Source organism: Geodermatophilus sp. SYSU D01105 (assembly GCF_054050095.1).
Window position 1 is genome coordinate 31,552 of record NZ_JBJGYR010000024.1, and the last position, 25,338, is coordinate 56,889.

Sequence of the window (25,338 nt, forward strand, 5' to 3'; positions counted from 1 at the left end):
CTGATCGTGCAGGTCGACGCCGCAGGTGCGATCGCCTCACTCGTGCCGGCCCCTGTCGGGGACGCCATGATCACCCGGTGGAGTGCGACTGGGACGACTCGGTCTCGATGCGGCTCGCCTGCCTGGCCCTGGACAGGGGCCGGCTGACCGACGACCTCGTCACGCCGCTTGCAGTGCGGGGAGCGCTGCTGGTCGACCTCGCGCTGCGGGGCCGGGTGGCGGAGACGGCCGAGGCCGTGGAGATCGACCCCCTGCCCAGCGGGTTCGCTCCCGCGGACCGGCTCCTGGCCGGTGGCGGGAAGTCCCTGGCCGAGCTGCTCACCTCCGGGCCGGTAGACCGGACGCGGGCGGACGAGCAGGCCATGCGGTCCGGGCCCGGCCGCGAGTGGACGCCGACCGATGCCGCGCTCACCGCCATCGCCGGCGTCCTGGGCCTGCTGCCGACCGGGCGCACCCTGCCGACGGAACCGCTCCTGGCGGCCACCGGGCCGGCTCGGGGGATCGTGGAGCTGGTCGTCGAGGAGGTCGACCGGCGAGTGGTCCACGGTCGCGCGGTGCGCTGGGCGGACGCCTGACCCGCGGGACCGCCGCCCCGGCGACGTCCCGCGGGACGCGCGCCGGGCCCGGCCCGGGTCCGGCGCGCGGGGACGACGGGCTGCCGGCCGACGTCAGGAGCCGCGGAGCACGACGAGCTGCTGGGTCGCCCGGGTCATCGCGACGTAGCGGTCCACCGCGCCCTGGACGCCGGTGCCGAACGCCTCCGGCTCGACGAGGACGACCAGGTCGAACTCGAGCCCCTTGGCCAGCTGCGGCGTCAGCGACCGGACGCGGGCACTCCCCCGGAACGTGGGATCGCCGATGACACAGGCGGTCCCCTCGGCGTGCGCGGCGAGCCAGGCGTCGAGGATCGCGTGCAGACCCGACACGGGCGCGTGGACGACGGGGACGCCGGTGCTGCGGATGGAGGTCGGCACGTTGGCGTCCGGGACCACCGCCCGGATGACCGGCTCGGCCTCGGCCATCACCTCGGCCGGCGTCCGGTAGTTGATGCCCAGCGACGCCAGCTCGACCCGGTCCAGCCCGATCCGCTCGAGCCGTTCCCGCCACGACTCCGCGAACCCCGCTCGCGCCTGGGCGCGGTCCCCGACGATGGTGAGGCTGCGGGACGGGCACCGGGCCAGCAGCATCTGCCACTCCGCGTCGGTCAGTTCCTGGGCCTCGTCGACGACGACGTGCGCGAACGGGCCGGCGAGCCGGTCCGGTTCGGCGGTCGGCAGCGCGTCCTGGTCGACCAGGGCGTCCCGGAGGTCCTGGTGGCGGAGGCTGGTCATCAGCAGCAGCTCGGAGTCGTCGGCCTCGATCAGCTCGTCGATGACGTCGGCCATGCGCTCGCCCTCGACCGCGACGGCGGCGGCCCGCCGCTGCTGCCGTCGGGACGCCCCGGGGTCGCCGAGCCGCTGCCGGGCGGCGTCGAGCAGCGGCAGGTCCGACACCGTCCAGGCCCGGGGGTCGGCGCGCTGCAGCGCCCGGACGTCGTCGCGGCTCAACCACGGAGCGCACCGCCGGAGGTAGGCGGGCACCGACCACAGGTCCCCGACGAGGTCGGCTGCGTCGAGCACCGGCCAGGCGCGGTCGAAGGCGGTGCGCAGCTCCCGGTCCCGCAGCAGCGCGGCGCGCACCAGGTCGGCCGGGACGTCGTCCTCGTCGTGCCCGTCGACCAGGATCGCGAGCACCTCCTCCCACACCTCCTCGCGCGCCTCGTTGTGCGGGGTGCCCGAGTCCGCGGCCTCGAACGCCTCGGCCCAGTCCTCCGCGCTCAGCCGGACGTCGGCCCACGGGGTGGTGACCGTCATCCCCGTGGCGGGCGGCTCCTCGTAGAACCGGACCGCCGCCTCGATCGCCCCGACCAGGTCCGCGGACGACTTCAGGCGGGCCACCTCCGGGTCGGTCTCGACCCGCGCGGACCGCCCCTCGGGGACGAGGTCGCGCAGCGTGCAGGTCTGCACGCCCTCCTCGCCGAGGCTGGGCAGGACGTCAGCGACATGGGCCAGGTAGGGCTGGTGCGGACCGACGAACAGCACCCCGCCGCGGCGGTGCCCGAGGCGCGGGTCGGAGTGGAGCAGGTAGGCGGTGCGGTGCAGGGCCACGACGGTCTTGCCCGTGCCCGGGCCGCCGTCGACGACCAGGGCGCCGGCGGACCCGGCCCGGATGACGGCGTCCTGGTCGGCCTGGATGGTGCCGAGCACGTCCCGCATCCGCGGCGACCGGCTGCTGCCCAGGCTGGCGATGAAGGCGGACTGGTCGTCCAGCGCGGCGGCGTGCCCGTCGAGGCCGTCCGGGGTGAACACCTCGTCCCAGTAGTCGCTGATCCGGCCGCGGGTCCAGCGGTACCGGCGGCGGCTGGTCAGCCCCATGGGGTTGGCGTGGGTCGCCCCGAAGAACGGCTCGGCCGCGGGTGAGCGCCAGTCGACCAGCAGCCGCCGGCCCGCGCCGTCGGTGAGGCCGAGCCGCCCGACGTACACGGCTTCCCCGTCCGTGCCCACCATGCGACCCAGGCACAGGTCCAGGCCGAAGCGGCGCAGGGTGCGCAGGCGAGCGGTCAGCCGGTGGACCTCCAGGTCCCGGTCCAGCGCCTCCTGGCCGGTGCCGCCGGGCGTCCGGCGCTCGGCGTCGAGGCGGTCGGACAGGTCGGCGATCGTTCGCTCGAGGCCCTCCGCGAGAGCGGCGAAGTGCCGCTCGTCGCCGGCGGTCAGCGCCGGGTCGGCCTTGGCGGTGAGGCGGTCGGGGAGGTCGAAGGCGCTCGTGGTCAGAGGTGTCACGTCAGCAGGACTCCGCTCGGGGACGCACGACTCGGGACGGTGGTCTCGGCGCTCGGGACGGCGGCTCGGAGGGTGCGGCACCCCGCGTTCCCGCAGGTCCAGGCCGCGGCCGGGCGATTCTGCGGCACGGCCCGGGTCTTGCCGCAAGACCCGGGGTGCGCTGTAGTTTGGAAGTGGCGGGGAGGGTCCCCTCCCCCTCCCTCGTCTCGTCCGTCGGGACGGACGACCTCCTCGGTGATCGGCGCCGCACCGGTGCGTGTCCAGGCCGGCGGGTATGGGACCGGCATGGGAGTGCGCAACGCCGCGGTCGCGGCGGCAGGCCAGTGGACCGACCCCGACGACGGCATCCGCTACCCCGCCGGAGAGGTCCACGCGTGGGAGCGCGGGCGCAACGAGACCGTCTGCGGGCTGTCGCTGAGCAGGTCCCGGCTGGCCCGCTTCCCGCACGTCGGCTGGGCCGACGTCCAGCCGGAGTCGGGGCGGCACGCGGAGGAGGTGGCGGCCGTCTGCCGCCGCTGCCGGGCGGCGCTGGGCGCCCGCCGGGACGAGCGCGGCTGGACACGGACCAACCCGCGTCCCTGACCGGCAGGATGCCCGTCGTGACCTCGACCCGGGTCGCCCGGCACATCCGGGCACCGCGCGCGGCGGTCTACCGCGCCCTGCTGGACGTCGACGCCGTCGCCCGGTGGAAGGTGCCCCCGGGGATGACCGCGCAGGTGCACGAGTTCACCGGCGGGGAGGGCGGCACGTTCCGGATCTCGCTGACCTACGACGAGCCCGGGCCGGCCGGCAAGACGACCGCGCACACCGACACCTACCGCGGCCGGTTCGCCCGGCTGGTGCCCGACGAGCTGGTCGTGGAGGTCGACGAGTTCGAGTCCGACGACCCCGCCCTGCGTGGCGAGATGACGATCACGATCACCCTGGCCGACGCCGACGGCGGCACCGACCTGGTCGCGGTCCACGACGGGCTGCCCGACGTCGTCTCGGCCGCCGACAACGAGACCGGGTGGCGGCTGTCCCTGGACCGGCTGGCGGTGCTCGTCGAGGCCTGACCCCCGCGGTCAGGTCCCCGCGACCGGGCGCTCAGACGCCGAGCGCCACCCCGTCCTGCCGCGGGTCCGCACCGCCGGCCAGCGTGCCGCGGGACTGGTCCAGCGACACGACCAGTGCGCTGCCACCGGCACCCCACGCCCCGACCTCCTGGACGACGTGGCCCCGGTCGGCCAGCCCGGCGAGCACCTCGGCCCCGAGGCGGGTCTCGCACCGCAGGGTCTCCGGGGCGCCGAGGGCGTCGGCGTCGCTGCCCGGGTGCACGGTGAACCGCGGCGCGGTGACCGCCGCCTGCGGGTCCAGGCCACCGTCGACCAGGTGCGAGACCACCTGGGTGTTCCACTGCACCTGGCCGTCGCCGCCCGGGGTGTTGCCGGCGTGCCGGAGCCGGCCCGCGGCGTCGGTGAGCACCCAGGCGTTGAGCGTGTGCAGCGGCTTGCGGCGCGGGGCGAGGGCGTTCGGGTGGCCGGGCACGAGGTAGGCGCCGCGGCCGAGCCGGTCGTTCAGCGCGATCCCGGTGCCGGGGATCGACAGCCGGGCGCCGAAGGTGAACGCCAGCGACCAGATCGCGCTCACCGCTCGGCCATCGGCGTCCACGGCCACGCAGCTGGTGGTGTCCCCGGCCGTGTCCGCCCCGCCGGTGACCGCCGGCTCGGTGGACAGCCGGGCCCGGGCCGCGGCGAGGGCGTCGGGCGTGAGCAGCGCGCGCCAGGCCTCGCTGTCCGAGCCGCAGGAGTCGTGGCGGTCGCGGAAGGCGCGTCGCGCGGCCAGCGCCATGAGGTGGACGGCGTCGGCGCCCAGGGTGGGCAGGCCGGGCAGCCTCCCGTCGAGCAGTCCGGCCTGCTGCAGCACCATCCACCCCGGCGACGGCGGCGGCGTCTCGTGGAGCACGAGGTCGCCGTAGGGCGCGCTGATCGCCGGCTCGGCCGGGGCGTGCGCCCCCAGCGCCCACTCCTCCCCCGAGAACGGGGCCCCGCCGGCGCGCAGCACGGCGACCGCCTGCTCGGCCAGGCCGCCGCGGTAGAACGCCAGCGGGTCGCGGGCCAGCAGCTCGATGCTGTCGGCCAGCTCGGGCGCCGGCAGCCGGTCCCCGACGGCGGGCACCGCGCCGGTGGGCAGCAGCCAGCGTCGCAGCCCGGCGTCGACGGACAGGGCGCCGGCGTGCTCGGCGATGTCGGCGCGGTTCTTCACCGTGCACGGCAGCCCGGCGCGGGCCGCGGCGACCGCCGGGGCCCAGAGGTCGGCCAGGGACCGGGTGGCACCCGCGGCGTGCAGCGTGGCCAGCGCGGCCGGAGCACCCGGGGTGGCGACCGCTCGGGCACCGCCGAGCGGCAGCGCGGTCAGCCCCTCCTCGAGGTAGCCCTCCGCGGTGGCGCCGTCCGGGCCGTGGCCGCTGCCGTTCACCGTCCACACCCGGCCGTCGGGCTCGCGGACGACCGCGAAGGCGTCCCCGCCGATGCCGCACTGGCCGGGCAGCGCCAGCCACGCCATCGCGGTCATCGCCAGCACCGCGTCGACCGCCGTCCCGCGGTCGGCGAGCACCCGGGCGCCGACCTGGCTGACCACCGGGGAGCTGCTGGTGACCATCCCCCCGGCGGCCACCGTCGGCCCGCGGCCGGCCTCCTGTGCCGGCGTCCAGGCGCCCATTCAACCCACCGCCGGCGACGGGAGTCGCCGCGGACCGCGCCCGAGCTCGGGGATGCCGACCAGCACCTGCCCATCCTGCCCCTGGCACCGGGACGGTGGGGACGGTCTCTGTGGCGGGCGGCGCATCCTCCCCCGGCGCGCCGGGTACCCCGGGTCCCCCTGCGACGACGGAGGACGCGATGGCGACCCGGGCCGAACACTCTCTGCAGGTCGACGTGCCGGTGCGCACGGCCTACGACCAGTGGACGCAGTTCGAGGACTTCCCGCACTTCATGGGCGGCGTGACCGAGGTCCGCCAGCTCGACGACCGCCGGCTGCACTGGGTCGCCCAGATCGCGGGCGTCCGGCGGGAGTGGGAGGCCACCATCCTCGAGCAGGTGCCCGACACGACGATCGCCTGGGCGGCCACGAGCGGCGCCACCAACGCCGGCGCCGTCCGGTTCGAGCCCGCGGGTCCGGACTCGACGGTCGTGCACCTGACGCTGGAGTACGAGCCCGAGGGACTCGTCGAGCACGTCGGCGACGCGCTGGGCCTCGTCGAGCGTCAGGTGCGCGCCGACCTCGAGCGCTTCAAGGCCCTGGTCGAGGACGAGGCGTACCCGACCGGCGCCTGGCGGGGCTCGATCGACGCGGGCGCCGGCGTCGGGACGCCGGGCGTCGAGGCCGCCGCGACCTCCCGCGGCGACAGCGGGACGGCCGGGGTGTCGGGGACCGCGGTCGCGGCCGGCGCCGCCGCGGTGGCCGCCGGTGCCGCCGCCGTGGGTGCCGCGGTGGCGGCGAGCCGCTCCGGCGCGGACGACGAGCCCGAGGACAAGCCGGGACCGGTCCCCGTCCCGCCGTCCGAGCGGGCCGCCGCCACGGCGCCGGAGCCGGCCCCCGTCCCCTCCCCCGACTCGTCGCCGGCGGCGGTGGGCGTGCCGTCGGAGGTGCTCGACGAGGGGCCCGAGCCGATCGCGCAGCGCACCCTCGACCCCGGCGTCGGCCGCGACGAGGACGGCACCGCCGACCGCCCCCACTGAGCACCGGGCAGCGGCGCCCGGCCCCGGGCGATCAGGCGCTGACCTGCGCCCGATCCCGCGCCGCCGTCCCCTCCTCGCTCGCTGCGGTGCTCCGCCGGCTGTCGTCAGGCGCCGGCGGCGGTGCGCGGCCCCTGCCACAGGTCGATGCCGGCATCCACGGCGTGCTGGTCGATCGCGGCCAGCTCCTCGTCGCTGAAGTCCAGGCCCTGCAGCGCGCCGACGTTCTGCTCCAGCTGGCCCACGCTGCTGGCGCCGATGAGCACGGTGGTCACCCGCGGGTCGCGCAGAGCCCAGGCCAGCGCCATCTGGGCCAGGCCCTGCCCGCGCTGCCCGGCGATGTCGTTGAGCGCGCGGACGTGCGCGAGCGCCTCCTCGGTGAGCAGGTCGGTCGACAGCGACTTGTCCTGGCTGGCCCGCGAGCCCTCCGGGACGCCGTCCAGGTACTTCGTCGTGAGCATGCCCTGGGCCAGCGGGGAGAAGGCGATGCAGCCGGCGCCGACCTGCTCGAGGGTGTCGAGCAGCCCCTCGGTCTCGATCCAGCGGTTGAGCATCGAGTACGAGGGCTGGTGGATGAGCAGCGGCGTCCCGAGGTCGGCCAGGATCGCCGCGGCCCGCGCGGTGTCCTCCGGGCCGTAGCTGGAGATGCCCACGTACAGCGCCTTGCCCGCCTGGACGGCGCGGTGCAGCGCGCCCATCGTCTCCTCGAGCGGCGTGGTCGGGTCGGGCCGGTGTGAGTAGAAGATGTCGACGTACTCGAGGCCCATCCGGCGCAACGACTGGTCGAGGCTGGAGAGCACGTACTTCCGCGAGCCACCGCCCTGGCCGTAGGGCCCGGGCCACATGTCGTAGCCGGCCTTGCTGGAGATGACCAGCTCGTCGCGGTAGGGCGCGAGGTCGTCGGCGAGGTGCCGGCCGAAGTTGGTCTCCGCCGAGCCGTAGGGCGGGCCGTAGTTGTTGGCCAGGTCGAAGTGCGTGATGCCCAGGTCGAAGGCCCGGCGGAGGATCGCGCGCTGGCGGTCGAACGGGACGTCGTCCCCGAAGTTGTGCCAGAGGCCGAGGCTGATCGCGGGCAGGTCCAGGCCACTGCGGCCGGTGCGCCTGTAGGTCATGGAGTCGTAGCGGGCGTCGGACGCGCGGTAGGCCATGTCCGCAATCCAACCAGCGGTCGCGCTGCCCGGCTCAGTCGCGGCCGAGGGCGGCGAGGCGCTCGGCCCGGGCGGCGCGCAGCAGGCCGGCCACCCGCGGGTCCGCCAGCGTCTCGGGGCCGTGCACGCGGAGCTTGCGGAAGGACGCGCCGGTTCCGTCGAGCAGGCCGGCGGGGTCGAGCGCGGCGCCGTGGTTGAAGCCCAGGTTGAGCACCCGCCCGTAGACGGCGAGGTAGGCGTAGTGCTCGGTCCCCTTCCTGGGCCCGACGCCGTAGCCGACGGTCCCCTGGCGCGGCCAGACGACGCGGACGACGTCCGGGTCGGTGCGCCGGACCAGCTCGTCGGCGGCACGGACGAGGGCGGCCACCTCCGGGCCGACGGCGCCGAGCAGCGCGTCGAGGTCGTCGGACACGGTGCGCCCTCCTCTCTGGTGGGGCCGGTCGGCCCTGGCGCAGGCCCGGTCAGGGCCTAGGGTCGGGGACGACAGTCTCCGCCGCCGACCTCTCGGGAGATGACCGTGCTCCGCTTCCTCGGACTCCTGCTGGTCGTCTGGCTGGTGATCACCGTCATCGGCGCCGTCGTGAAGGGGCTGTTCTGGCTCGCGGTCGTCGGCCTGGTGTTCTTCGTGCTCACCGCCGCGTTCGGCTGGGGGAAGCAGAAGAACCGGCTCTGACCCGACCGGCCGACGAGCCGGGCCGTGGCGAAGGAGGCCACCACCACCCGGCTCGTCGGCTCGGGACCGGCAGGTCCCCTCCGGCGTCAGCGGCTGACGGCGTACTGTTCCGGCGCCCACGGCAGGGGCGCGCCCGCGTACTTGGCCGCACGGACGTCGCCGGAGCGGGCGTGCCCCTCGAACAGCTCGACCCGGCTGGCCCGGCCGCACAGCTCGCCCAGCGCCGCACTGGACTCGCGGTTGCGGACCTCCTGGTAGGTCACCGTCTTCAGGTACTTCCCCACCCACAGGCCACCGGTGTACCGGGCTGACCCCCGGGTGGGCAGGGTGTGGTTCGTCCCGATGACCTTGTCGCCGTAGGAGACACACGTGCCCTCGCCGAGGAACAGGGCACCGTAGTTGCGCATCTCCTCCAGTGCCCGGCGCGGCTCCGCGGTGAGCACCTGGACGTGCTCGGAGGCGAACTCGTCGGCGAGCGCGAAGGCCTCCTCGATGGTGTCGACGACGTGCACCTGACCGTGGTTCCGCCAGGCCGGCTCGGCGAAGTCCTTGGTGGGCATCTCCGGGAGGAGCCGCTCGACCTGCGCGATCGCCTGCCGGGCGACGTCCTCGCTCGTGGAGATGAGGATCGCCGGTGAGTCCGGCCCGTGCTCGGCCTGGCTCAACAGGTCGACGGCCACGACGAACGGGTCGGCGGAGTCGTCGGCGATGACCAGGATCTCGGTCGGCCCGGCGAACAGGTCGATGCCGACCTCGCCGAACAGCTGCCGCTTGGCCTCGGCGACGAAGGCGTTGCCCGGGCCGGCCAGCATGTCCACCTTCGGCACCGTCTCGGTCCCGAGGGCCATCGCGGCCACGGCCTGCACACCGCCGAGCAGGTAGATGTCGTCCGCGCCGGCCAGGTGCATGGCCGCGACCGTCGCGGCCGGGATCTCTCCCCGGATCGGCGGCGTGCACGCCGTCACGTGCTCGACGCCGGCGACCTTCGCGGTCAGCACGGTCATGTGGGCCGAGGCGACGAGCGGGTAGCGGCCGCCCGGGACGTAGGCGCCGGCCGCCGAGACCGGCAGGTGCTTCTGGCCGAGGAAGACCCCCGGCGCCGTCTCGACCTCGAACTCCTGCATCGAGTCGAGCTGGTGCTGAGCGAACGCACGCACGTTCCCCTGCACGGTGCGGATGTCCTCGATCACCTGCTGGGGAACGCCCGCGATGATCTCCTCGACCTGCTCCGGCGCCAGGCGGAAGCTCTCCGGCGCCCAGTGGTCGAACTTCTCCGAGTACTCGCGGACGGCCTGGTCACCGCGCTGCCGGATGTCCTCGATGACGCCGGCGACGGTCTCGCGCACCGCGGGGGCGGGCGCCAGGCCCCCCGCCGACCCGGTGGCGGCCTTGAGCACTGTGCTGGTCATGCGGTCCTCCTGTGGGGTGGTCCGGGGATGTGACGAGCGTGTCTGCATACGCATGCAGTGTCAAGGGCGCCCCGGCGGCCGGCCCCGGTACGCTCATCACCAGCACAGTCACTGGTCACAGGCGAGGAGCGCATGCCCGCAACGAGCTTCGACGTCGCTCGACTCGCCGGCGTGTCGCAGCCCACCGTGTCCAGAGCGCTACGCGGAGAACCCAGTGTGGCGCCGGAGACCCGGCGGCGCGTGGAGGAGGCGGCAGCCACGCTCGGTTACGTCACCAGCCACCTGGGCCGGGGGCTGGCCACCCGGCGGACCCGCCGCATCGGGGTCGTGGCCGCCGAGCTGACCAACCCCTTCTACCCGAACCTCGTCGGACCGCTGCAGCGGGAACTGGAGCAGGCGGGCTACCGCAGCGTCCTGTACGCCGAGCGCGGCGATGACGTGCTGACCGTCGACGAGCTGGCCGACGGGTCCCTGGACGGCGTGGTCCTCACGACGGTCTCCCTGGAGTCGACGCTGCCCCAGTCGCTCACCGACCGCGGCGTCCCGTTCGTGCTGCTCAACCGGGAGGTCGACGGTGTCGTCGCCGACGCGGCCGTCGTCGACAACGTCCGTGGGGCGACCATGATGGCGGACCTGCTCGTGGAGCTGGGACATGAACGGATCGGCGCCCTGCTCGGTCCCGAGTGGACGAGCACGGGGCGCGACCGGGAGCGCGGCTTCCGCAGGGCCCTCGCCGCGCGCGGCCGGGAGCTGCCCGAGCGCTCGACCGTGCACGGCCCCTTCGGGTTCGACGAGGGCCGGGAGGGGCTCATCGAACTCCTGGGCCGCGGCGGGCCGCGACCGACCGCGGTGTTCTGCGCCAACGACGTGCTGGCACTGGGCGCCTACGACGCCGCGGAGCGGACCGGCCTGCGCGTACCCGAGGACCTCACCATCGTGGGCTTCGACGACATCAGCCTCGCCTCGTGGGCGCGGTTCGACCTCACCACGGTCCGTTGCGACCTGCCCCGGCTGGCCGCGGTGGCTGCTGAGCTGTTGCTCAAGCGGATCGCCGTGCCCGGGGAGTACCACCAACGGGTCGTGCTGCCGGTCGAGGCCGTCCGGCGCGGTTCGCACGCGGCGCCGCCGTCCCGGGACGCGCCCCGCACCTGACCCATGCGGCAGGGACGCCCGTCCGGCCGCCCGCCGCTCCCCGTCGAGAGCCGGCGGATGGCGGTGACCCCCACCACAGGTCGGCCTTGACACCCGGACCCGGCCTGCCTACCGTCGTCTACACCCGCGATGCATACGCATGCAAACCTCGTGCGAGCACCACACCGGCCGGCCCAACCGCGCGTTCCGGCCGGTCCGCAGGCGAACACCCGTCTCGGGTCTCCGCCTCACTGCCGGCCGGTCCTCGCCGGCACCGGAGACCACCGGCCGACCTCAGAGGGAGTCACCGGCATGCACACCCCCACGGGCACGACGGAGTCCGTTCCGCAGTCGTCACGCCGCAGGGTGCTGACGTCGAGCGTGATCGGCAGCGTCATCGAGTGGTACGACTACACGATCTACGGCACTGCGGCCGCGCTCGTCTTCGGCTCGCAGTTCTTCCCGAACTTCGACCCGGCCACCGGTACGGTCGCCGCGTTCGGCACGTTCGCCGCGGGCTTCCTGGCCCGCCCGCTCGGCGGCCTGGTCGCCGGGCACTACGGCGACAAGCTCGGTCGCAAGGCCATGCTCGTCCTCACGCTGACCGTGATGGGCGTGGCCACAGCGCTCATCGGCCTGCTGCCCACCTACGCGCAGATCGGGATCTGGGCGCCGGCGCTGCTGATCCTGCTCCGACTCGTCCAGGGCTTCGCCGTCGGCGGGGAGTGGGGCGGCGCGGTGCTGATGGCGGTGGAGTACGCCCCCGACCGCAGGCGCGGGTTCTACGGTTCCATGCCCCAGACCGGCGTCCCGGCCGGCCTGGTGCTGGGCACGGGGGCGTTCGCGCTGTTCTCGCTGCTGCCGGACGACCAGTTCGACGCGTGGGGGTGGCGGGTGCCGTTCCTGCTGAGCGTGGTGCTGGCCGGGGTCGGCATGTACATCCGCTTCCGACTGGCCGAGACGCCGAACTTCAGCGAGGTCAAGGAGCACGGGAAGACCGACAAGAGCCCCCTGGTCGACGTGCTGCGCAGGCACCCGCGGGAGCTGGTCGTGGCGTTCTTCGCCCGGTTCGCCGAAGCGGGCAACTACTACATCTACACGGTGTTCATCATCGCCTTCCTGGTCGACTACGCGGGGGCCGACGAGTCGGCGGTCCTCGCCGCCGTCGTCATCGCCGCGGCCGCGGACGTGCTCGCCATCCCGTTCTGGGGCCGGCTGTCCGACCGGGTCGGCCGGCGTCCGGTGATGATCTGGGGCGGGCTCTTCCTCGCCGCATCGGCCTACCCGATGTTCCGGCTGGCCGAGACCGGCGACGCGGTCATGATCACGCTGGGGCTGACCGTCGTCCTCGTGGCCGGCCACGCCGCGGTGTACGGCCCGCTGGCTGCGTTCTACGCGGAGCTGTTCCGCCCGTCGCTGCGCTACAGCGGGGTCTCGATCGGCTACCAGGCGGGGTCCGTGCTGCTGGGCGGGTTCACCCCGCTGCTGGCGACATCCCTGGTGGTGTGGGCCGACGGGAGCGCGTGGCCGGTCGTCGCCCTGGTGGCGGGTACGTCGCTGATCGCGACCGTCACCTTCTTCCTGGCCCGCGAGTCCCATCGGCGGAGCCTGGCCGAGGAGTCCTACGACATCCCGGCGCCGGCCCGGGTCTGAGCTCGGCGCCCAGCCGACCCGACCGGCTGCACCCCATCCCGCCCGCCGGTGGTGAGGTCACGCGACCTCACCACCGGCGGGCCCTCGCGGCGCCGGCCCGGCACCGGGGTCCAGCGGCGGCCGGGCTGCCCACTGGGGGCGGTGACGGCCGGGGTCACCGGCGCAGGGCCACCGGGACGCCGGCCAGCTGGCGGGACACCCCGCGGGCGGTGGCGATGACCGCGGGCACGTAGCTGGGCGCCGAGGTGTCCTCCGGGGGGACGACGACCGACACGGCGGCCACGACGACCCCACCGCGGCCGACCACCGGCGCGGCGACGGCCAGCGCCGGCAGCGGCATCGTGCTGGTGGCCACGGCCACGCCGGACCGGCGCACCTCGGCGAGGATCCGGCGCAGCCGGCCGGGCTCGGTGACGGTGCGCGGCGTGAACCGCTCCAGCGGCCCGGCGAGGACGGCGTCCTGCTCCTCCTTGGGCGCCCACGCGAGCAGGACCAGACCCACACCGCTGGCGTGCAGCGGCAACCGGCCGCCGATGCGCGTCGCCGTCGGGATCGCCGACCGCGTGGCGAAGTGCTCCACGACGAGGGCCGCACCGGCGTCCCGCACGGCCAGCTGGACGTTCTGCTGGGTCGCCTCGTAGAGGTCCTCGAGGAACGGCCGTGCGGTGTCCCGCAGGGCGCTCGCGCGCGGCGCCGTCGCGGCGACCTCCCACAACCGCAGCCCGGCGCGGTACCGGCCGTCGGGCTGGCGCTCCAGGCCGCCCCAGGCCGCGAGCGTCTGCACCAGCCGGTGGGCCGTCGACAGCGGCATGCCGGTCTGCCGGCCGACCTCGGTGGCCGACAGCCCGGCGGGAGCGGCACCGATCGCGTCGAGCACCGCGCAGACCTTCGACGCGACGCTGCGCGACTCCTTGTCGGACACCCGACCTCCGTCGTTCTCCCGCGAGTTCTCTCGACTATAGGGAGGACTGTTGTCGGGGACACAGTGATCCGGGTCCCATGTCCTACAGCGGCCGGGGAGGTGGTCCCCGGCACGACGACCCCGGGTGCGGGCCCTCGCCCGCCCCGTCTCCCCCTTGCCGTCCGGAGTGTCCGGACCCTGTCCGCGGAGTTGACGTGTCCATCGACGTACTCGCTGTCGTCGTGCTGCTCGTGGTGTTCCTCGTCGGCACCGTCAGCACGGTCAACATCGGCGCCCTCGCGCTGGTCGGGGCCTTCGGCCTCGGCACGCTGGCGCTCGGGGAGGACCTCCCCACGATCCTCTCCGGGTTCCCCGCGAACCTGTTCATCCTGCTGTTCGGCATCACCTACCTGTTCTCCGTCGCCGCCGCGAACGGCACGACGGAGTGGCTGGTCATGTCGATGGCCCGCCTGGTGCGCGGCAACGCGCGCGTCGTGCCGCTGCTGCTGTTCGCCGTCACCGCCGCGGTCACCTCGGCCGGGGCCCCCGGTCAGGCGGCGGCCGGGATCATGGCGCCGATCGGCATCAGCCTCGCCCGCGAGTTCGGCATCCGCCCGCTGCTGGCCGGCCTGATGGTCGTCACCGGCGTCGGGGCGGGCACCTTCTCGCCGCTGTCGACCCTGGGGATCATCGCCAACGAGGCCGTGGCCAGCGAGGGCTTCGACGTCAGCCCGGTGACCCTGTGGCTGGGCACCCTGGCCTTCAACGTCGTCCTCGCGGTCGTGGTCTACCTCGTCATGGGCGGCCTGCGCGCCACCGGCGAGCGGCTGGACGACGCCGTCCGCGCGCCCGGGAGCCCGGCCGACGGCACCGGCAGCCCGCTGGAGTCCGCCCCCACGGCGGGGACGGGCGCCGGCGGGGCGGCGACCGCGGTCCGGACGGCGGCTCCCGCGCCGGTCCGCCCCCGGCTCGACGCCGCCCGGGTCACCACGCTGGTCGCGATCGCACTGGTCGCGGTGGGCTCGCTGGTGTTCGACCTGGACATCGGGATGCTGGCGATCGTCGCCGCCGTCGTGGTGCACACCGTGTTCCCGCGCAAGGAGAACACCGCCCACATCAGCTGGAACGTCATCCTGCTCGTCTGCGGGCTGGTCACGCTGATCGAGGTGCTCGACCGCGCCGGCACGATCACCCGGATCGGCGAGGGCGTCGCCGGCGTCGGCTCCCCGGTGGTCAGCGCGCTGCTGCTGTGCGGGGTGGCCGCGCTGGTGTCCGCCTTCGCGTCCAGCACCGGCGTGATCGGCGCGATCGTGCCGCTCGCGATCCCGCTGATGGCGCTGGGGCACCTGTCCCCCACGGCGCTGCTGATCGCCATCGCGCTGTCGGCGACGGTCGTCGACGCGAGCCCCTTCTCCTCCGTCGGCGCGCTGGTCGTGGCCAGCGCTCCCGAGGACCAGCAGCGCTCGGTGTCGCGGAAGCTGCTCACCTTCGGCCTGGCGATGATCGTCGTCGCGCCGCTGGCCGCCGTCCTGCTGTTCGTCCTGCCGGCCCAGCTGGGCTGACTCCCACTCACCCACGGAAGGAGTGCGACCCATGGCCGCGCCCGTGTTCACGATGGCCTGCCAGGCCTACGACCGCATGCAGCCGCTGCGCGACGGCACCGTCCGCGTCGGCGGCGCGGAGCTGAACTTCCTGGACCTGCCGGTCGAGGAGACGTTCTTCCGGATGCTCAAGTTCGGCGAGTTCGACATCGCCGAGCTGTCCCTGTCCAGCTACGTCATGACGCTGAGCAAGGGCGCGCCCTTCGTCGCGGTGCCGGTCTTCCCCTCCCGGGCCTTCCGGCACAGCGGGATCTACGTCCGCGAGGACTCCGACCTCAAGGACCCGGCCGAGCTCGCCGGCGCGACCGTCGGGGTGCCCGAGTACCAGATCACCGCCTCGGTGTGGATCCGCGGCACCCTCGCCGAGCACCACGGCCTGCCGGTGGAGTCGGTGCGCTACCGCACCGGCGGGCTCGACGAGCCGGGCCGGACGGAGAAGGTCCGGCTGGACCTGCCGCCGGGGGTCGAGGTGTCCCCGATCGGCCCGGCCGACACGCTGTCCCAGCTGCTCCTCGACGGGGAGCTCGACGCGGTCTACAGCGCCCGCAACCCGGGCCCGTTCAACACCCCGGGCGGCGGCGGGATCCGGCGGTTGTTCGCCGACCCCGCGGAGGTCGAGCGGCAGTACTCCGCCCGGACCGGCATCTTCCCGATCATGCACACGCTGGTGATCCGCCGGGAGGTCTACGAGCAGCACCGCTGGCTGGCCCGCGAGCTGGTCAAGGCCTGCGCGACGGCCAAGGACGTCGGCCTGGCCGGCATCGGCGAGACCGCCGCCCTGCGCTACGCCCTGCCGTGGCTGTGGGCCGAGGTCGAGCGCACCCGCGCCGCCCTCGGCGAGGACTGGTGGCCCTACGGGCTCGAGCCCAACCGGACCACGCTCGAGACGTTCCTGCGCTACCACGCCGAGCAGGGGCTCTCCCCCCGGCGGTACGAGCCCGAGGAGCTCTTCGCCCCGGAGTCGCTGGCCGCGTTCGTCATCTGACGTGCGCGTGGTCTGACGTGCGCGTGGTCTGACGTGCGCGTGGTCTGACGTGCGCGTGGTCTGACGTGCGCGGAGCGCCCCCGGCCCGAGCGGGCCGGGGGCGCTCGTGCGTTCAGTGCCGGTGCTGGAGGACCCCGCGGATGGTCGTGCCCTCGCGCTGGTCCCGGTAGCCCTGCTCGATCTCGTCGAGGGCGTACCGCCGGGTGATGAGCTCGTCGAGCCGGAGCCGGCCCTCCTCGTGGAGGCGCAGCAGCCGCGGGATGTCCCGGTGGGCGTTGCACATGCCGAAGAGGGCGCCCTGCACGCGCTGCTCGAAGACGGTGACGATGTTGCCGGGCAGGCTCACCGTCTTCTCCAGCGTGTGGTCGGCCAGCCCGGTGAGCACCAGCGTGCCGCCCTTGCTCAGGCAGCGGTGCGCTCCGGCGATGATCCCGGTGTCCGTGACGCCGGTGGTGACGATGACGACGTCGGCGCCCGTGCCCCGCGAGAGCTCCCGGGAGAGGGCCGCGGCCTCCTCGGTCGTGGCGACGGCGTGCGTGGCGCCCAGCGTCCGGGCGAACTCCCGGCGGAAGGTGACCGGGTCGACGGCGACCACGTGCTGGGCCCCCACGCTCGCCGCCCCCTGGACGGCGTTGCAGCCGACCCCGCCGGTGCCCACCACCACGACCACGTCGCCCGGCCGCACCGGCCCGGCGTTCACCGCGGACCCCCAGCCGGTCGGCACGCTGCAGGCCATGAGCGCGGCGACGTCCAGCGGGTGGCGCCGCTCGATCCGGACGCACGAGTACTGCGAGAGCAGCGAGGTCTCGGCGAAGGCGCCGACCATGCAGTACCCGCCCAGCGGCTCGCCGTCGAGCGTGAACGGCCAGCTGCCGTCGGGGAGCCGGCCGGTGGCGATGGTCGCGCCCAGGTCGCACAGGTTGGACCGGCCCGACGCGCACCAGCGGCAGTGGCCGCAGGTGGGGAGGAAGGCGGTCACCACGTGGTCGCCGGGCTCCAGGCCGGTCACGCCCCCACCGACCGCCCGGACGACGCCGGCGCCCTCGTGCCCGCCGACGATCGGGTAGCGGGCGCTCTCGAACCTCAGGTGCTCGTCGGAGTGGCACAGGCCCGCGTAGGCCATGTCGACCAGGACCTCACCCGGGCCCGGGTCCCGGACCTCCAGGTCGACGACCTCCCAGTCGCCGGGTCCCCGCAGCACGGCTCCCCGCGTCCTCATGCACCGTCTCCTCGCCTCGGGTCCGGACGGCGCGACGACCGCGTCCCGCGCACCGCCTCCGGTGGCACCGTCGGCCACGGGGACACCCTGCCGCACCGGCCCGGGCCTCCCCGCGCTCGGCCCCGGCCGGAGGTGGACCGCCGATTCCGGGACCAACGGCCCTGCGCTGGGCACCGCGCGCTCGGCACCGTGGAGACGGCTCACCCGACACCCGTCCCGAGGAGCACCGCGTTGACCGTTGCCGCGCAGCCGCCCCGCCCCAGGACCGCCCCCACCGCCCTCGCCCGCCCCCGCCGCATCCCGGGCGGCACACCCGACGGACGGCGCTGGGAGCTGCTCGTCGAACCGACCGGGGTCACCGTGGTGATGTCCGCCGTGGCGGTCGCGGAGGCGCACGTGTGGGAGCCCGACGGCGAGGTCGTCGTGGAGTTCTGGGCCGACGGCCCCGACCTGCCGGACCCGCTGAGCGCCCAGCTGGTCGAGCAGGCCTTCGCCCACCCCGCCGTCCGGGCGCACCGGCCCATCCTGGTCTGCGCTCCCCGGCAGGACGGCACGCTGGTGCAGGAGGCCCGGCGGCGGATCGAGGGCGCACGGACGCGGGCCGCCGGGACGACCTGCCTGATGGAGGGACGGGTCGGACCGGGTCCGATCGTCCCCAGGCCGCGGGCCGCCGGTTCCTGAGCCGCCCGAGTCGCGTTCCTCGGTCGCCGGCGGGGATCGGCGTGCGCGCCGGTCCCCGCCTGCAAGACTCTGCCGTCGACCGAGAGGACCGGTGTGCGATGCCCGAGAACGAGCCGGTGGTGGTGGACGTGCCCGGGGCCGGACGTTTCGAGGTGCGGGTGGACGGCCAGGTCGCCGGTTTCGCCGAGTACCGGCGGACCGCGTCGTCGGTCGCCTTCACCCACACCGTCGTCGACCCGGCCTTCGAGGGCCGGGGGCTGGGCTCGGTGCTGGCCCGCGGCGCCCTGGACGCCACGCGGGCGGCGGGCCACGCCGTCCTGCCGTTCTGCCCGTTCATCCGCGGCTACATCCAGCGACACCCCGCCTATCTCGAGCTCGTGCCCGCCGAGCGGCGGGAGCAGTTCCGGCTCGCCCCCTCCGCCGACCGCTGACGCCCCGACCCGAGAGGACGCACCCCGATGACGACGACCGCCCCCGACCCCGCTGCGCTGGAGGCCGAGCGGGCGCGCATCCGCGCCGCACACCTGCGGCCGGCCGGCGAGCGCCCCGCCACCACCGCCCGCGGCCTGCACCACACCGCCCTGATCAGCAGCGACGTCGAGCGGACCGTGCGCTTCTACCAGGACGTCCTGGGCTTCCCGCTGACCGAGCTGATCGAGAACCGCGACTACCCCGGCTCCTCGCACTTCTTCTTCGACATCGGCAACGGCAACCTCATCGCCTTCTTCGACTTCCCCGGCCTGGACGTCGGCCCCTATGCCGAGGTGCTCGGCGGGCTGCACCACATGGCCATCAGCGTCGACCCCGAGCGCTGGCAGGAGCTGGTGCGGCGGCTGACCGACGCCGGGGTGCCGCACGAGGTGCACAGCGGGGTGTCGGTGTACTTCCGCGACCCCGACGGCGCCCGCATCGAGCTGATCGCCGACCCGCTCGGGGAGATGTACGGCCACCAGGTCCTGTGACCGACCCCGGCGGCGGCCGGACCGTTCCCGAGGCTGTCGCCGGGACCCGCGGCCGCCGCCGGGAGCCGCGGCCGCCGCCGGGACCCTGTGCCGGAGAGCACGTCCGCGGAGCGCTCCTGCCCCGACCTGCACGTCCTCCCCACGCACACCACCACGTGACGACCGTCACGGCGACAGTTCACATGACCCAACGTAACGTTTTGGCTGCGTTCCGCAGATGGGAGCGTGGCGCCGGTCCGCCAAACCCTGCCCACCGGTAGCCGTCTCCAGAACCTCAGGGCAGGGGTGGGGGACCCACGTTCCACGGCGCTCCGGCCGAACGGCCGGGCGCGCCTCGGGGTGAAGCCGCGATCCGCGGCCGGGCACCGATCGTCCGAACCCGACAGCTCACCTCGCCGGCGGTGATCGGAGATCACCCATGGCCAAGCACCGTGCGCCGCGCTATGTCCGGACCAAGAAGGTCATCGCCAAGGCCCCCGTCGCGGCAGGGGCCACCGTCGTCGGACTCGGCGTCCTGAGCACCCCGGCATCCGCCGCCACCACCCACGACTGGACCGGCGTCGCCGAGTGCGAGTCCGGCGGCGACTGGAGCATCAACACCGGTAACGGCTACTACGGCGGGCTGCAGTTCAGCCAGTCCACCTGGGCCGGCTACGGCGGGACCGACCTCGCCCCCCGCGCGGACCTCGCGACCCCGGCGCAGCAGGTCGAGATCGCCGAGAAGGTCCTCGCCGGGCAGGGCATCGGCGCGTGGCCGACCTGCGGCAAGCAGCTGGCCGACGGCACCACGCCGGCCGCTGTCGAGGCGCCGGCCCCCGCGCCGGCCGCCGCTCCCGCAGCGCCGGCTGTCGCCCCGGCCCCGGAGGCCGCTCCGGCCCCGACCGCCGCCCCGTCGGACGTCTACACGGTCCAGCGCGGCGACACGGTGGCCGAGATCGCCACCACGTTCCACCAGCCCTGGCGCGAGCTGTACCAGCGCAACGTCGGCGTCATCGGCAGCGACCCGACCCTGATCTTCCCCGGTCAGGTGCTGCTGGTCGCCGGTGCCGCGCAGGCCGCCGTCGCCCCCGTCGAGGTGGGCACCGTCGGCAACTCGGTCCCCGTGGCTGCCGCCGCCCCGGCCGCTCCGGCACCTGCGCCCACGACGGCGCAGATCACCAACAGCGCCGGCGCCGTGCGGCCGCAGGCGCAGGCGGCCGCCGACGCGGTGGTCAGCAACGTGCCCGGCGCCGCCGGCATCACCATCGGCGGCACCCGCGGCAGCGCGGTCGACCCGCACGGGCACCCGTCCGGGCTGGCCCTGGACTACATGGTGCTGTCCGACGCCGCCCTGGGGGACGCCATCGCCCAGTACCAGGTCGACCACTGGGACGAGCTCGGCGTCGAGTACGTGATCTGGCAGCAGCGGATCCTGACCTCGCCGACCGGCACCTGGAAGGCCATGGAGGACCGTGGCGGCGTGACGGCGAACCACTTCGACCACGTCCACGTGAACTACCGCGGCTGACCCCTCCGATCCCGGGTCCCCGGCACCACGGCAGCGCCCCCCCACCCGTCCGCGGGTGGGGGGTCGCTGCCGTCCGCGGGCGGGGGTCGCTGCCGTCCGCGGGCGGGGGTCGCTGCCGTCCGCGAGTTGGCAGGTCGCTGCCGTCCGCGCCCTGGGATGCGGCCCGGCCGGGCCGACTGCCCCCCACCCGGGTGGCACCCGTCGGGAGCGGGACCCCGGCGGATCGGCGGCCCGTAGAGTCCGGGACGTGCCCTACCGCCATGTCCCGATCGCCGCTGCGAAGGCCGATCTGTTCAAGGCCCTGGGTCATCCCCTGCGCGTGCTGGTCCTGGAGCAGCTGACGCAGGGCGAGCGGACCGTCGGGGAACTGGCGACCCAGCTCCAGGTGGAGATGTCACAGCTCTCGCAACAGCTCGCGGTGCTCCGGCGGGCTCAGGTCGTCATCGCCCACCGCTCGGGCTCGGCGGTGCGCTACTCGCTGCGCGACCCGAGGACCTCGCAGCTGCTGGCGGTGGCTCGGCAGCTGCTGGTCACGGAGCTGACCTCCACCCGAGACCTCCTCAGCGACCTCCTCGAGGACCCCGACGCACCGGGCGCGACGATCCCGCCGGTCGAGAGCCCGACCCGGGCAGCGACGGCGACGTCATCCGGGCCGCTGGAAGAGGGCGTCCACTCCGGTCAGCTGTAGCACCCGGTCGACCCGCGCCGAGGCGGACCGCAGCACGAGCGTCCGGCCCTGCCGGTCGGCCACCCGGGCCAGCTCGGCCAGCAGGGCGACACATGCCGCGTCCAGGAAGGTCACCTCGCCGGCCTCGATGGCCACCACCGGCGGCAGCCCACCGGGGTGTTCACGTCGGAGACGATCGACGACCTCCACGTCGACCTCGCCCCGCAGCCGGAGCACCCGTCCCCCGGCCTCGGTCTCGATGCTGGCCGAGCCGTCGGGGCCTCCGCGCACGCCCACCCCCGGACAGCCCCCGCAGCACTCGCGGATGTGTGAACATCGTAAAGTAGCCAATCCTGCGGGGGTCCACTGACGCACCAGGCACGGACCGGCTCCCGGTGCAGCGCCCTCCCGGTGCCTGCACGACGCGGCCGGTGACGGCGGCCCGGGCACGTCTCCGGCCGGTGCCGAGACGGGACCGCCCCGGCCGCACGAGGCGGCCGGGGCGGCACGACGAGGTCCCACGCAGGCAGACCTCCGGTGGGTCCGGTCAGCACACTCGGCACCGACCACCCAGGCGAGCCCGCCGGGACGTCCCGTGAGGATCCGCGGGACGTCCTGGCGAGCCTCGCTCTCAGCTGCAGCCGCTGGTGGAGCCGCAGCCCTCGCAGACGTAGCAGCTGCCGGCCGGGCGCATCTTCGTGCCGCAGGTCATGCACAGCGGCGCGTCGGTGGCCGTCCCGGTGACCAGCTCGAGCAGCTCGGCCGAGGAGTGCGCCTCCTTGACCGACTTCTCCGCCTTGGGCTCGGGCTTGGCCGGGCCCTCGGCCGGCGCGGAGGTGCGCAGCGCCTCCAGGTCGACCTCTTCCTCCTCGACGACCTCGGGCGTGGAGGCCGAGGTGCCGTAGCCGGAGACCTGGGCGGCGCGCTCCTCGGCGCTGAAGATGCCGAGGTTCGCCCGCTTCTCCACCGGCAGGTGGTCCAGCGCCAGGCGACGGAAGATGTAGTCCATCACCGACTGGGCGATCCGGATGTCCGGGTCGTCGGTCATGCCGGCCGGCTCGAAGCGCATGTTGGTGAACTTCTGGATGTAGGTCTCCAGCGGCACTCCGTGCTGCAGCGCGATCGAGATGCCGATCGAGAAGGCGTCCATGACACCGGCCAGGGTGGAGCCCTGCTTGCCCAGCTTGAGGAAGACCTCGCCGAGGCTGCCGTCCTCGTACATGCCGGCGGTCATGTAGCCCTCGGCCCCGGCGACGCTGAACGACGTCGTCATGCTGGTCCGCTTCTTCGGCAGCCGCTTGCGCACCGGGTGGGCGAGCGCCGCCGGAGCCGCCACCTCGGCGGCCGCGGCCGTCGTGTCGGCCTTCTTGGCCTTGGCGTCGGACAGCGGCTGGCCGACCTTGCAGTTGTCGCGGTAGATGGCCAGCGCCTTGAGGCCGAGCTTCCAGCCCTGGAAGTAGATGTTCTCGACGTCCTCGACGGTCGCCGTCTCCGGCATGTTGACCGTCTTGCTGATGGCACCGGAGATGAACGGCTGCACCGCGGCCATCATCCGGACGTGGCCCATCGGGGAGATGGCCCGCTCGCCCATCGCGCAGTCGAAGACCTCGTAGTGCTCCGGGCGCAGGCTCGGGGCGTCCACGACGTGGCCGTGCTCGGCGATGTACTCGACGATCGCCTCGATCTGCTCGTCCTGGTAGCCCAGGCTGCGCAGGGCCCGCGGCACGGTCTGGTTGACGATCTGCATCGAGCCGCCACCGACCAGCTTCTTGTACTTGACCAGCGAGAAGTCCGGCTCGATGCCGGTCGTGTCGCAGTCCATCATGAAGCCGATGGTCCCGGTGGGGGCCAGCACGGAGGCCTGGGCGTTGCGCCAGCCGTTGTCCGTGCCGATCTCGAGGCACTCCTGCCACTGGGCGGTCGCGGCCTTGAGCACGTCGGCGTCGTCGGCGCCCACCGGACGGATGGCGTCGTTGGCGGCGGCGTGCTTGCGCATGACCCGGGCGTGGGCGTCGGCGTTGCGGGCGAAGCCCTCGTACGCACCGACGATGCCGGCCAGCTCCGCCGAGCGGCGGTAGGCCGTGCCGGTCATCAGCGAGGTGATCGCCGCGGCCAGGGTCTGGCCGCCACGAGAGTCGTAGGCGTGACCGGTCGCCATCAGCAGGGCGCCGAGGTTGGCGTAGCCGATGCCCAGCTGGCGGTAGGCGCGGGTGGTCTCACCGATGGGGTCGGTCGGGAAGTCCGCGAAGCAGATCGAGATGTCCATCGCGGTGATGACCAGCTCGACGGCCTTGACGAAGTTCTTCGAGTCGAACGTGCCGTCGTCCTTGAGGAACTTCATGAGGTTGAGCGACGCGAGGTTGCACGAGCTGTTGTCCAGGCTCATGTACTCCGAGCACGGGTTGGACGCGTTGATCCGGCCGGTCTCGGGGTTGGTGTGCCAGTCGTTGATCGTGTCGTCGTACTGGATGCCCGGGTCGGCGCACTCCCAGGCGGCCTGGGTGACCTTGCGGAACAGGCCCTTGGCGTCGACGGTCTCGATGACCGACCCGTCGAGCCGGGCGCGCAGGCCGAACTCCGTGCCGTCCTCGACCGCGCGCATGAACTCGTCGGAGACCCGGACGGAGTTGTTGGCGTTCTGGTACTGGACGCTGGTGATGTCCTTGCCGCCGAGGTCCATGTCGTACCCGGCGTCGCGCAGCGCGCGGATCTTGTCCTCCTCGCGCGCCTTGGTCTCGATGAACTCCTCGATGTCGGGGTGGTCGATGTCGAGGACGACCATCTTGGCCGCGCGGCGGGTGGCACCACCGGACTTGATCGTGCCCGCGGAGGCGTCGGCACCGCGCATGAAGGAGACCGGGCCGGAGGCCGTGCCACCGGAGGAGAGCAGCTCCTTGGACGAGCGGATCCGGGAGAGGTTCAGGCCGGCGCCGGAGCCGCCCTTGAAGATCAGCCCCTCCTCCCGGTACCAGTTCAGGATCGAGTCCATCGTGTCGTCGACGGCCAGGATGAAGCAGGCGCTGACCTGCTGCGGCGCGCTGGTGCCGACGTTGAACCACACCGGGCTGTTGAAGCTGAAGTACTGGTGCAGCAGCATCCAGGTCAGCTCGTGCTCGAAGATCTCCGCGTCGCCCTCGGTGGCGAAGTAGCCGTGCTCGCGGCCGGCCTGGCCGTAGGTCAGCACGACGCGGTCGATCAGCTGGCGCAGGCTGCTCTCCCGCTGCGGGGTGCCCACGGCGCCGCGGAAGTACTTCGTCGTGACGATGTTGGTGGCGTTGATGCTCCACTCGGCGGGGAACTCCACGCCACGCTGCTCGAAGTTGATCGAGCCGTCCCGCCAGTTGGTCATGACGACGTCACGACGCTCCCAGGTGACCTCGTCGTACGGGTGCACACCGGCGGTGGTGAAGACGCGCTTGACCTTCAGGCCCTTCCCCCGGGTCGGCGCCTTGGCGGCGCGACGCGTGCGGCCGGTCAAGCGATCCTCGGTCTCGGTCACGGAGCTCTCCCTCTGTTGCGGTGGGCAAGGCGGCTGGGGAAGAGAGCCGCACTTGTTCTATCGGGTGGTGCTGACAGTTCTCAGGTGCCGGCGGCGCTGCCGGTGGAGGCGGCCTGGCCCCGCCCACTCCCCCGCCGGCGCACGGCCGGAGGGGTGTCCTGCATGCCAGGGAGCGGCGGGGTCCCGGCGGCGACGTGCCGGGCCCGGAGCTCGGTGATCTCCTTCTCGAAGTCCTCGAGCGAGGTGAAGGCGCGGTAGACGCTGGCGAAGCGCAGGTAGGCGACCTCGTCCAGCTCCCGCAGCGGCCGGAGGATGGCCAGCCCGACCTCGTGGCTGGGGACCTCCGCCGCGCCGGTGGCGCGGATCGCGTCCTCCACCTGCTGGGCGAGTTGCTGCAGCTGGTCCTCGTCGACCGGCCGGCCCTGGCAGGCCCGGCGGACGCCGGCCACCACCTTGGTCCGGTTGAACGGCTCGCTGACACCGCTGCGCTTCACCACGGCGAGGACGGCCTCCTCGACCGTGGTGAACCGCCGGCCGCACGCGGGACACGACCGGCGCCGCCGGGTGGTGGCCCCCTCGTCGGCCTCGCGCGAGTCGATGACCCGGCTGTCGGGGTTGTGACAGAAGGGGCAACGCATCGCGGCTCCCCCTCCCCTCGTGGTGGTCCGTCGCGCTCCCGCCCGCCCGGCCGGCGCGGCGACCGCGGAGCGGCCGGGCACCCGAGCCGGGAGGCCGGTTGTGGACCCTCCTGGGGACATCCGGTGGAC

Annotated in this window: 24 protein-coding genes and 1 riboswitch; of the genes, 14 read left to right on the top strand and 10 right to left on the bottom strand. The window is 74.2% G+C overall.

The annotated features are described in order from the left end of the window. The first annotated feature begins 77 nt into the window (after nt 1-77). On the top strand, nt 78-575 hold the full coding sequence (locus ACI79I_RS20215; RefSeq protein ID WP_456994105.1) for a hypothetical protein: 498 nt from the start codon (nt 78-80) through the stop codon (nt 573-575). Nucleotides 576-668: 93 nt separating this feature from the next. Here the strand turns inward: ACI79I_RS20215 and helR are convergent, their stop codons facing one another. Further along, nucleotides 669-2,819: an RNA polymerase recycling motor ATPase HelR gene (gene helR, locus ACI79I_RS20220; protein ID WP_456994106.1), complete on the bottom strand. Its 2,151-nt coding sequence runs from the start codon at nt 2,817-2,819 to the stop codon at nt 669-671. 285 nt (nt 2,820-3,104) lie between these two features. Here helR and ACI79I_RS20225 point away from each other — a divergent pair, with 285 nt between their 5' ends. Then, nucleotides 3,105-3,401, top strand: a complete 297-nt coding sequence (locus tag ACI79I_RS20225; protein WP_456945534.1) for a hypothetical protein — start codon at nt 3,105-3,107, stop codon at nt 3,399-3,401. Between the two features lie 8 nt (nt 3,402-3,409). Continuing rightward, nucleotides 3,410-3,874 carry an SRPBCC family protein gene (locus tag ACI79I_RS20230; protein ID WP_456994107.1) on the top strand — a complete coding sequence of 155 codons (465 nt, stop codon included), beginning with the start codon at nt 3,410-3,412 and terminating at the stop codon, nt 3,872-3,874. Between the two features lie 31 nt (nt 3,875-3,905). Here the strand turns inward: ACI79I_RS20230 and ACI79I_RS20235 are convergent, their stop codons facing one another. Then, nucleotides 3,906-5,519: a gamma-glutamyltransferase family protein gene (locus ACI79I_RS20235; protein ID WP_456994108.1), complete on the bottom strand. Its 1,614-nt coding sequence runs from the start codon at nt 5,517-5,519 to the stop codon at nt 3,906-3,908. 179 nt (nt 5,520-5,698) lie between these two features. Between ACI79I_RS20235 and ACI79I_RS20240 the strand changes: the two genes are divergently transcribed. Beyond that, a complete protein-coding gene (locus ACI79I_RS20240) occupies nt 5,699-6,538 on the top strand; it encodes an SRPBCC family protein (protein ID WP_456994109.1) in 840 nt (279 codons plus the stop codon). A 104-nt stretch (nt 6,539-6,642) separates the two neighbouring features. Here the strand turns inward: ACI79I_RS20240 and mgrA are convergent, their stop codons facing one another. After that, complete coding sequence (mgrA, locus tag ACI79I_RS20245; protein WP_456994110.1) at nt 6,643-7,683, bottom strand: L-glyceraldehyde 3-phosphate reductase; 1,041 nt, start codon at nt 7,681-7,683, stop codon at nt 6,643-6,645. Nucleotides 7,684-7,717: 34 nt separating this feature from the next. Then, entirely contained in the window at nt 7,718-8,095 is a 378-nt protein-coding gene (locus tag ACI79I_RS20250) for a hypothetical protein (protein WP_456994111.1), read from the bottom strand. A gap of 99 nt (nt 8,096-8,194) precedes the next feature. Here ACI79I_RS20250 and ACI79I_RS20255 point away from each other — a divergent pair, with 99 nt between their 5' ends. Next, nucleotides 8,195-8,356: a hypothetical protein gene (locus ACI79I_RS20255; RefSeq protein ID WP_456994112.1), complete on the top strand. Its 162-nt coding sequence runs from the start codon at nt 8,195-8,197 to the stop codon at nt 8,354-8,356. Between the two features lie 86 nt (nt 8,357-8,442). Here the strand turns inward: ACI79I_RS20255 and hisD are convergent, their stop codons facing one another. Then, nucleotides 8,443-9,765 (bottom strand): histidinol dehydrogenase, encoded by a 1,323-nt coding sequence (gene hisD / locus ACI79I_RS20260; protein ID WP_456994113.1) that lies wholly within the window; start codon nt 9,763-9,765, stop codon nt 8,443-8,445. Between the two features lie 132 nt (nt 9,766-9,897). On the opposite strand from hisD, the gene ACI79I_RS20265 reads away from it, so the two are divergent. Continuing rightward, entirely contained in the window at nt 9,898-10,917 is a 1,020-nt protein-coding gene (locus ACI79I_RS20265; RefSeq protein WP_456994114.1) for a LacI family DNA-binding transcriptional regulator, read from the top strand. Between the two features lie 360 nt (nt 10,918-11,277). Continuing rightward, nucleotides 11,278-12,549: an MFS transporter gene (locus ACI79I_RS20270; RefSeq protein ID WP_456994115.1), complete on the top strand. Its 1,272-nt coding sequence runs from the start codon at nt 11,278-11,280 to the stop codon at nt 12,547-12,549. Between the two features lie 154 nt (nt 12,550-12,703). Here ACI79I_RS20270 and ACI79I_RS20275 read toward each other — a convergent pair whose 3' ends face one another. Then, nucleotides 12,704-13,471 (bottom strand): IclR family transcriptional regulator, encoded by a 768-nt coding sequence (locus ACI79I_RS20275; RefSeq protein WP_456994116.1) that lies wholly within the window; start codon nt 13,469-13,471, stop codon nt 12,704-12,706. Between the two features lie 194 nt (nt 13,472-13,665). On the opposite strand from ACI79I_RS20275, the gene ACI79I_RS20280 reads away from it, so the two are divergent. Continuing rightward, nucleotides 13,666-15,012, top strand: coding sequence for an SLC13 family permease (locus ACI79I_RS20280; RefSeq protein WP_456994117.1), 1,347 nt, complete (start codon nt 13,666-13,668; stop codon nt 15,010-15,012). Nucleotides 15,013-15,043: 31 nt separating this feature from the next. Continuing rightward, complete coding sequence (locus ACI79I_RS20285) at nt 15,044-16,036, top strand: hypothetical protein (protein WP_456994118.1); 993 nt, start codon at nt 15,044-15,046, stop codon at nt 16,034-16,036. A gap of 112 nt (nt 16,037-16,148) precedes the next feature. Here the strand turns inward: ACI79I_RS20285 and ACI79I_RS20290 are convergent, their stop codons facing one another. After that, a complete protein-coding gene (locus ACI79I_RS20290) occupies nt 16,149-17,255 on the bottom strand; it encodes an NDMA-dependent alcohol dehydrogenase (protein WP_456994119.1) in 1,107 nt (368 codons plus the stop codon). Nucleotides 17,256-17,486: 231 nt separating this feature from the next. Here ACI79I_RS20290 and ACI79I_RS20295 point away from each other — a divergent pair, with 231 nt between their 5' ends. The 5 genes from ACI79I_RS20295 (at nt 17,487) to ACI79I_RS20315 (ending at nt 21,093) form a co-directional block, all read left to right on the top strand. Continuing rightward, nucleotides 17,487-17,936, top strand: a complete 450-nt coding sequence (locus ACI79I_RS20295) for a hypothetical protein (RefSeq protein WP_456994120.1) — start codon at nt 17,487-17,489, stop codon at nt 17,934-17,936. Between the two features lie 98 nt (nt 17,937-18,034). Beyond that, nucleotides 18,035-18,367, top strand: coding sequence for a GNAT family N-acetyltransferase (locus ACI79I_RS20300; protein ID WP_456994121.1), 333 nt, complete (start codon nt 18,035-18,037; stop codon nt 18,365-18,367). A 27-nt stretch (nt 18,368-18,394) separates the two neighbouring features. Continuing rightward, the gene (locus tag ACI79I_RS20305) at nt 18,395-18,898 is read left to right on the top strand and encodes a VOC family protein (protein ID WP_456994122.1); all 504 of its coding nucleotides are present in this window, start codon (nt 18,395-18,397) and stop codon (nt 18,896-18,898) included. 254 nt (nt 18,899-19,152) lie between these two features. Then, a riboswitch (cyclic di-AMP (ydaO/yuaA leader) is annotated at nt 19,153-19,314 on the top strand. A 2-nt stretch (nt 19,315-19,316) separates the two neighbouring features. Beyond that, on the top strand, nt 19,317-20,405 hold the full coding sequence (locus ACI79I_RS20310; RefSeq protein ID WP_456994123.1) for a LysM peptidoglycan-binding domain-containing protein: 1,089 nt from the start codon (nt 19,317-19,319) through the stop codon (nt 20,403-20,405). Nucleotides 20,406-20,652: 247 nt separating this feature from the next. Then, nucleotides 20,653-21,093, top strand: a complete 441-nt coding sequence (locus ACI79I_RS20315; RefSeq protein ID WP_456994124.1) for an ArsR/SmtB family transcription factor — start codon at nt 20,653-20,655, stop codon at nt 21,091-21,093. Here ACI79I_RS20315 and ACI79I_RS20320 read toward each other — a convergent pair. The 3 genes from ACI79I_RS20320 to nrdR form a co-directional block, all read right to left on the bottom strand. Beyond that, entirely contained in the window at nt 21,049-21,363 is a 315-nt protein-coding gene (locus ACI79I_RS20320; RefSeq protein WP_456994125.1) for an STAS domain-containing protein, read from the bottom strand. The two genes, ACI79I_RS20315 and ACI79I_RS20320, sit on opposite strands and share 45 nt — an antisense overlap. Before the next feature lie 340 nt (nt 21,364-21,703). After that, nucleotides 21,704-24,571, bottom strand: coding sequence for a vitamin B12-dependent ribonucleotide reductase (locus ACI79I_RS20325; RefSeq protein WP_456994126.1), 2,868 nt, complete (start codon nt 24,569-24,571; stop codon nt 21,704-21,706). Nucleotides 24,572-24,651: 80 nt separating this feature from the next. Then, on the bottom strand, nt 24,652-25,209 hold the full coding sequence (gene nrdR / locus ACI79I_RS20330; protein WP_456994127.1) for a transcriptional regulator NrdR: 558 nt from the start codon (nt 25,207-25,209) through the stop codon (nt 24,652-24,654). Between the last annotated feature and the right edge of the window lie 129 nt (nt 25,210-25,338).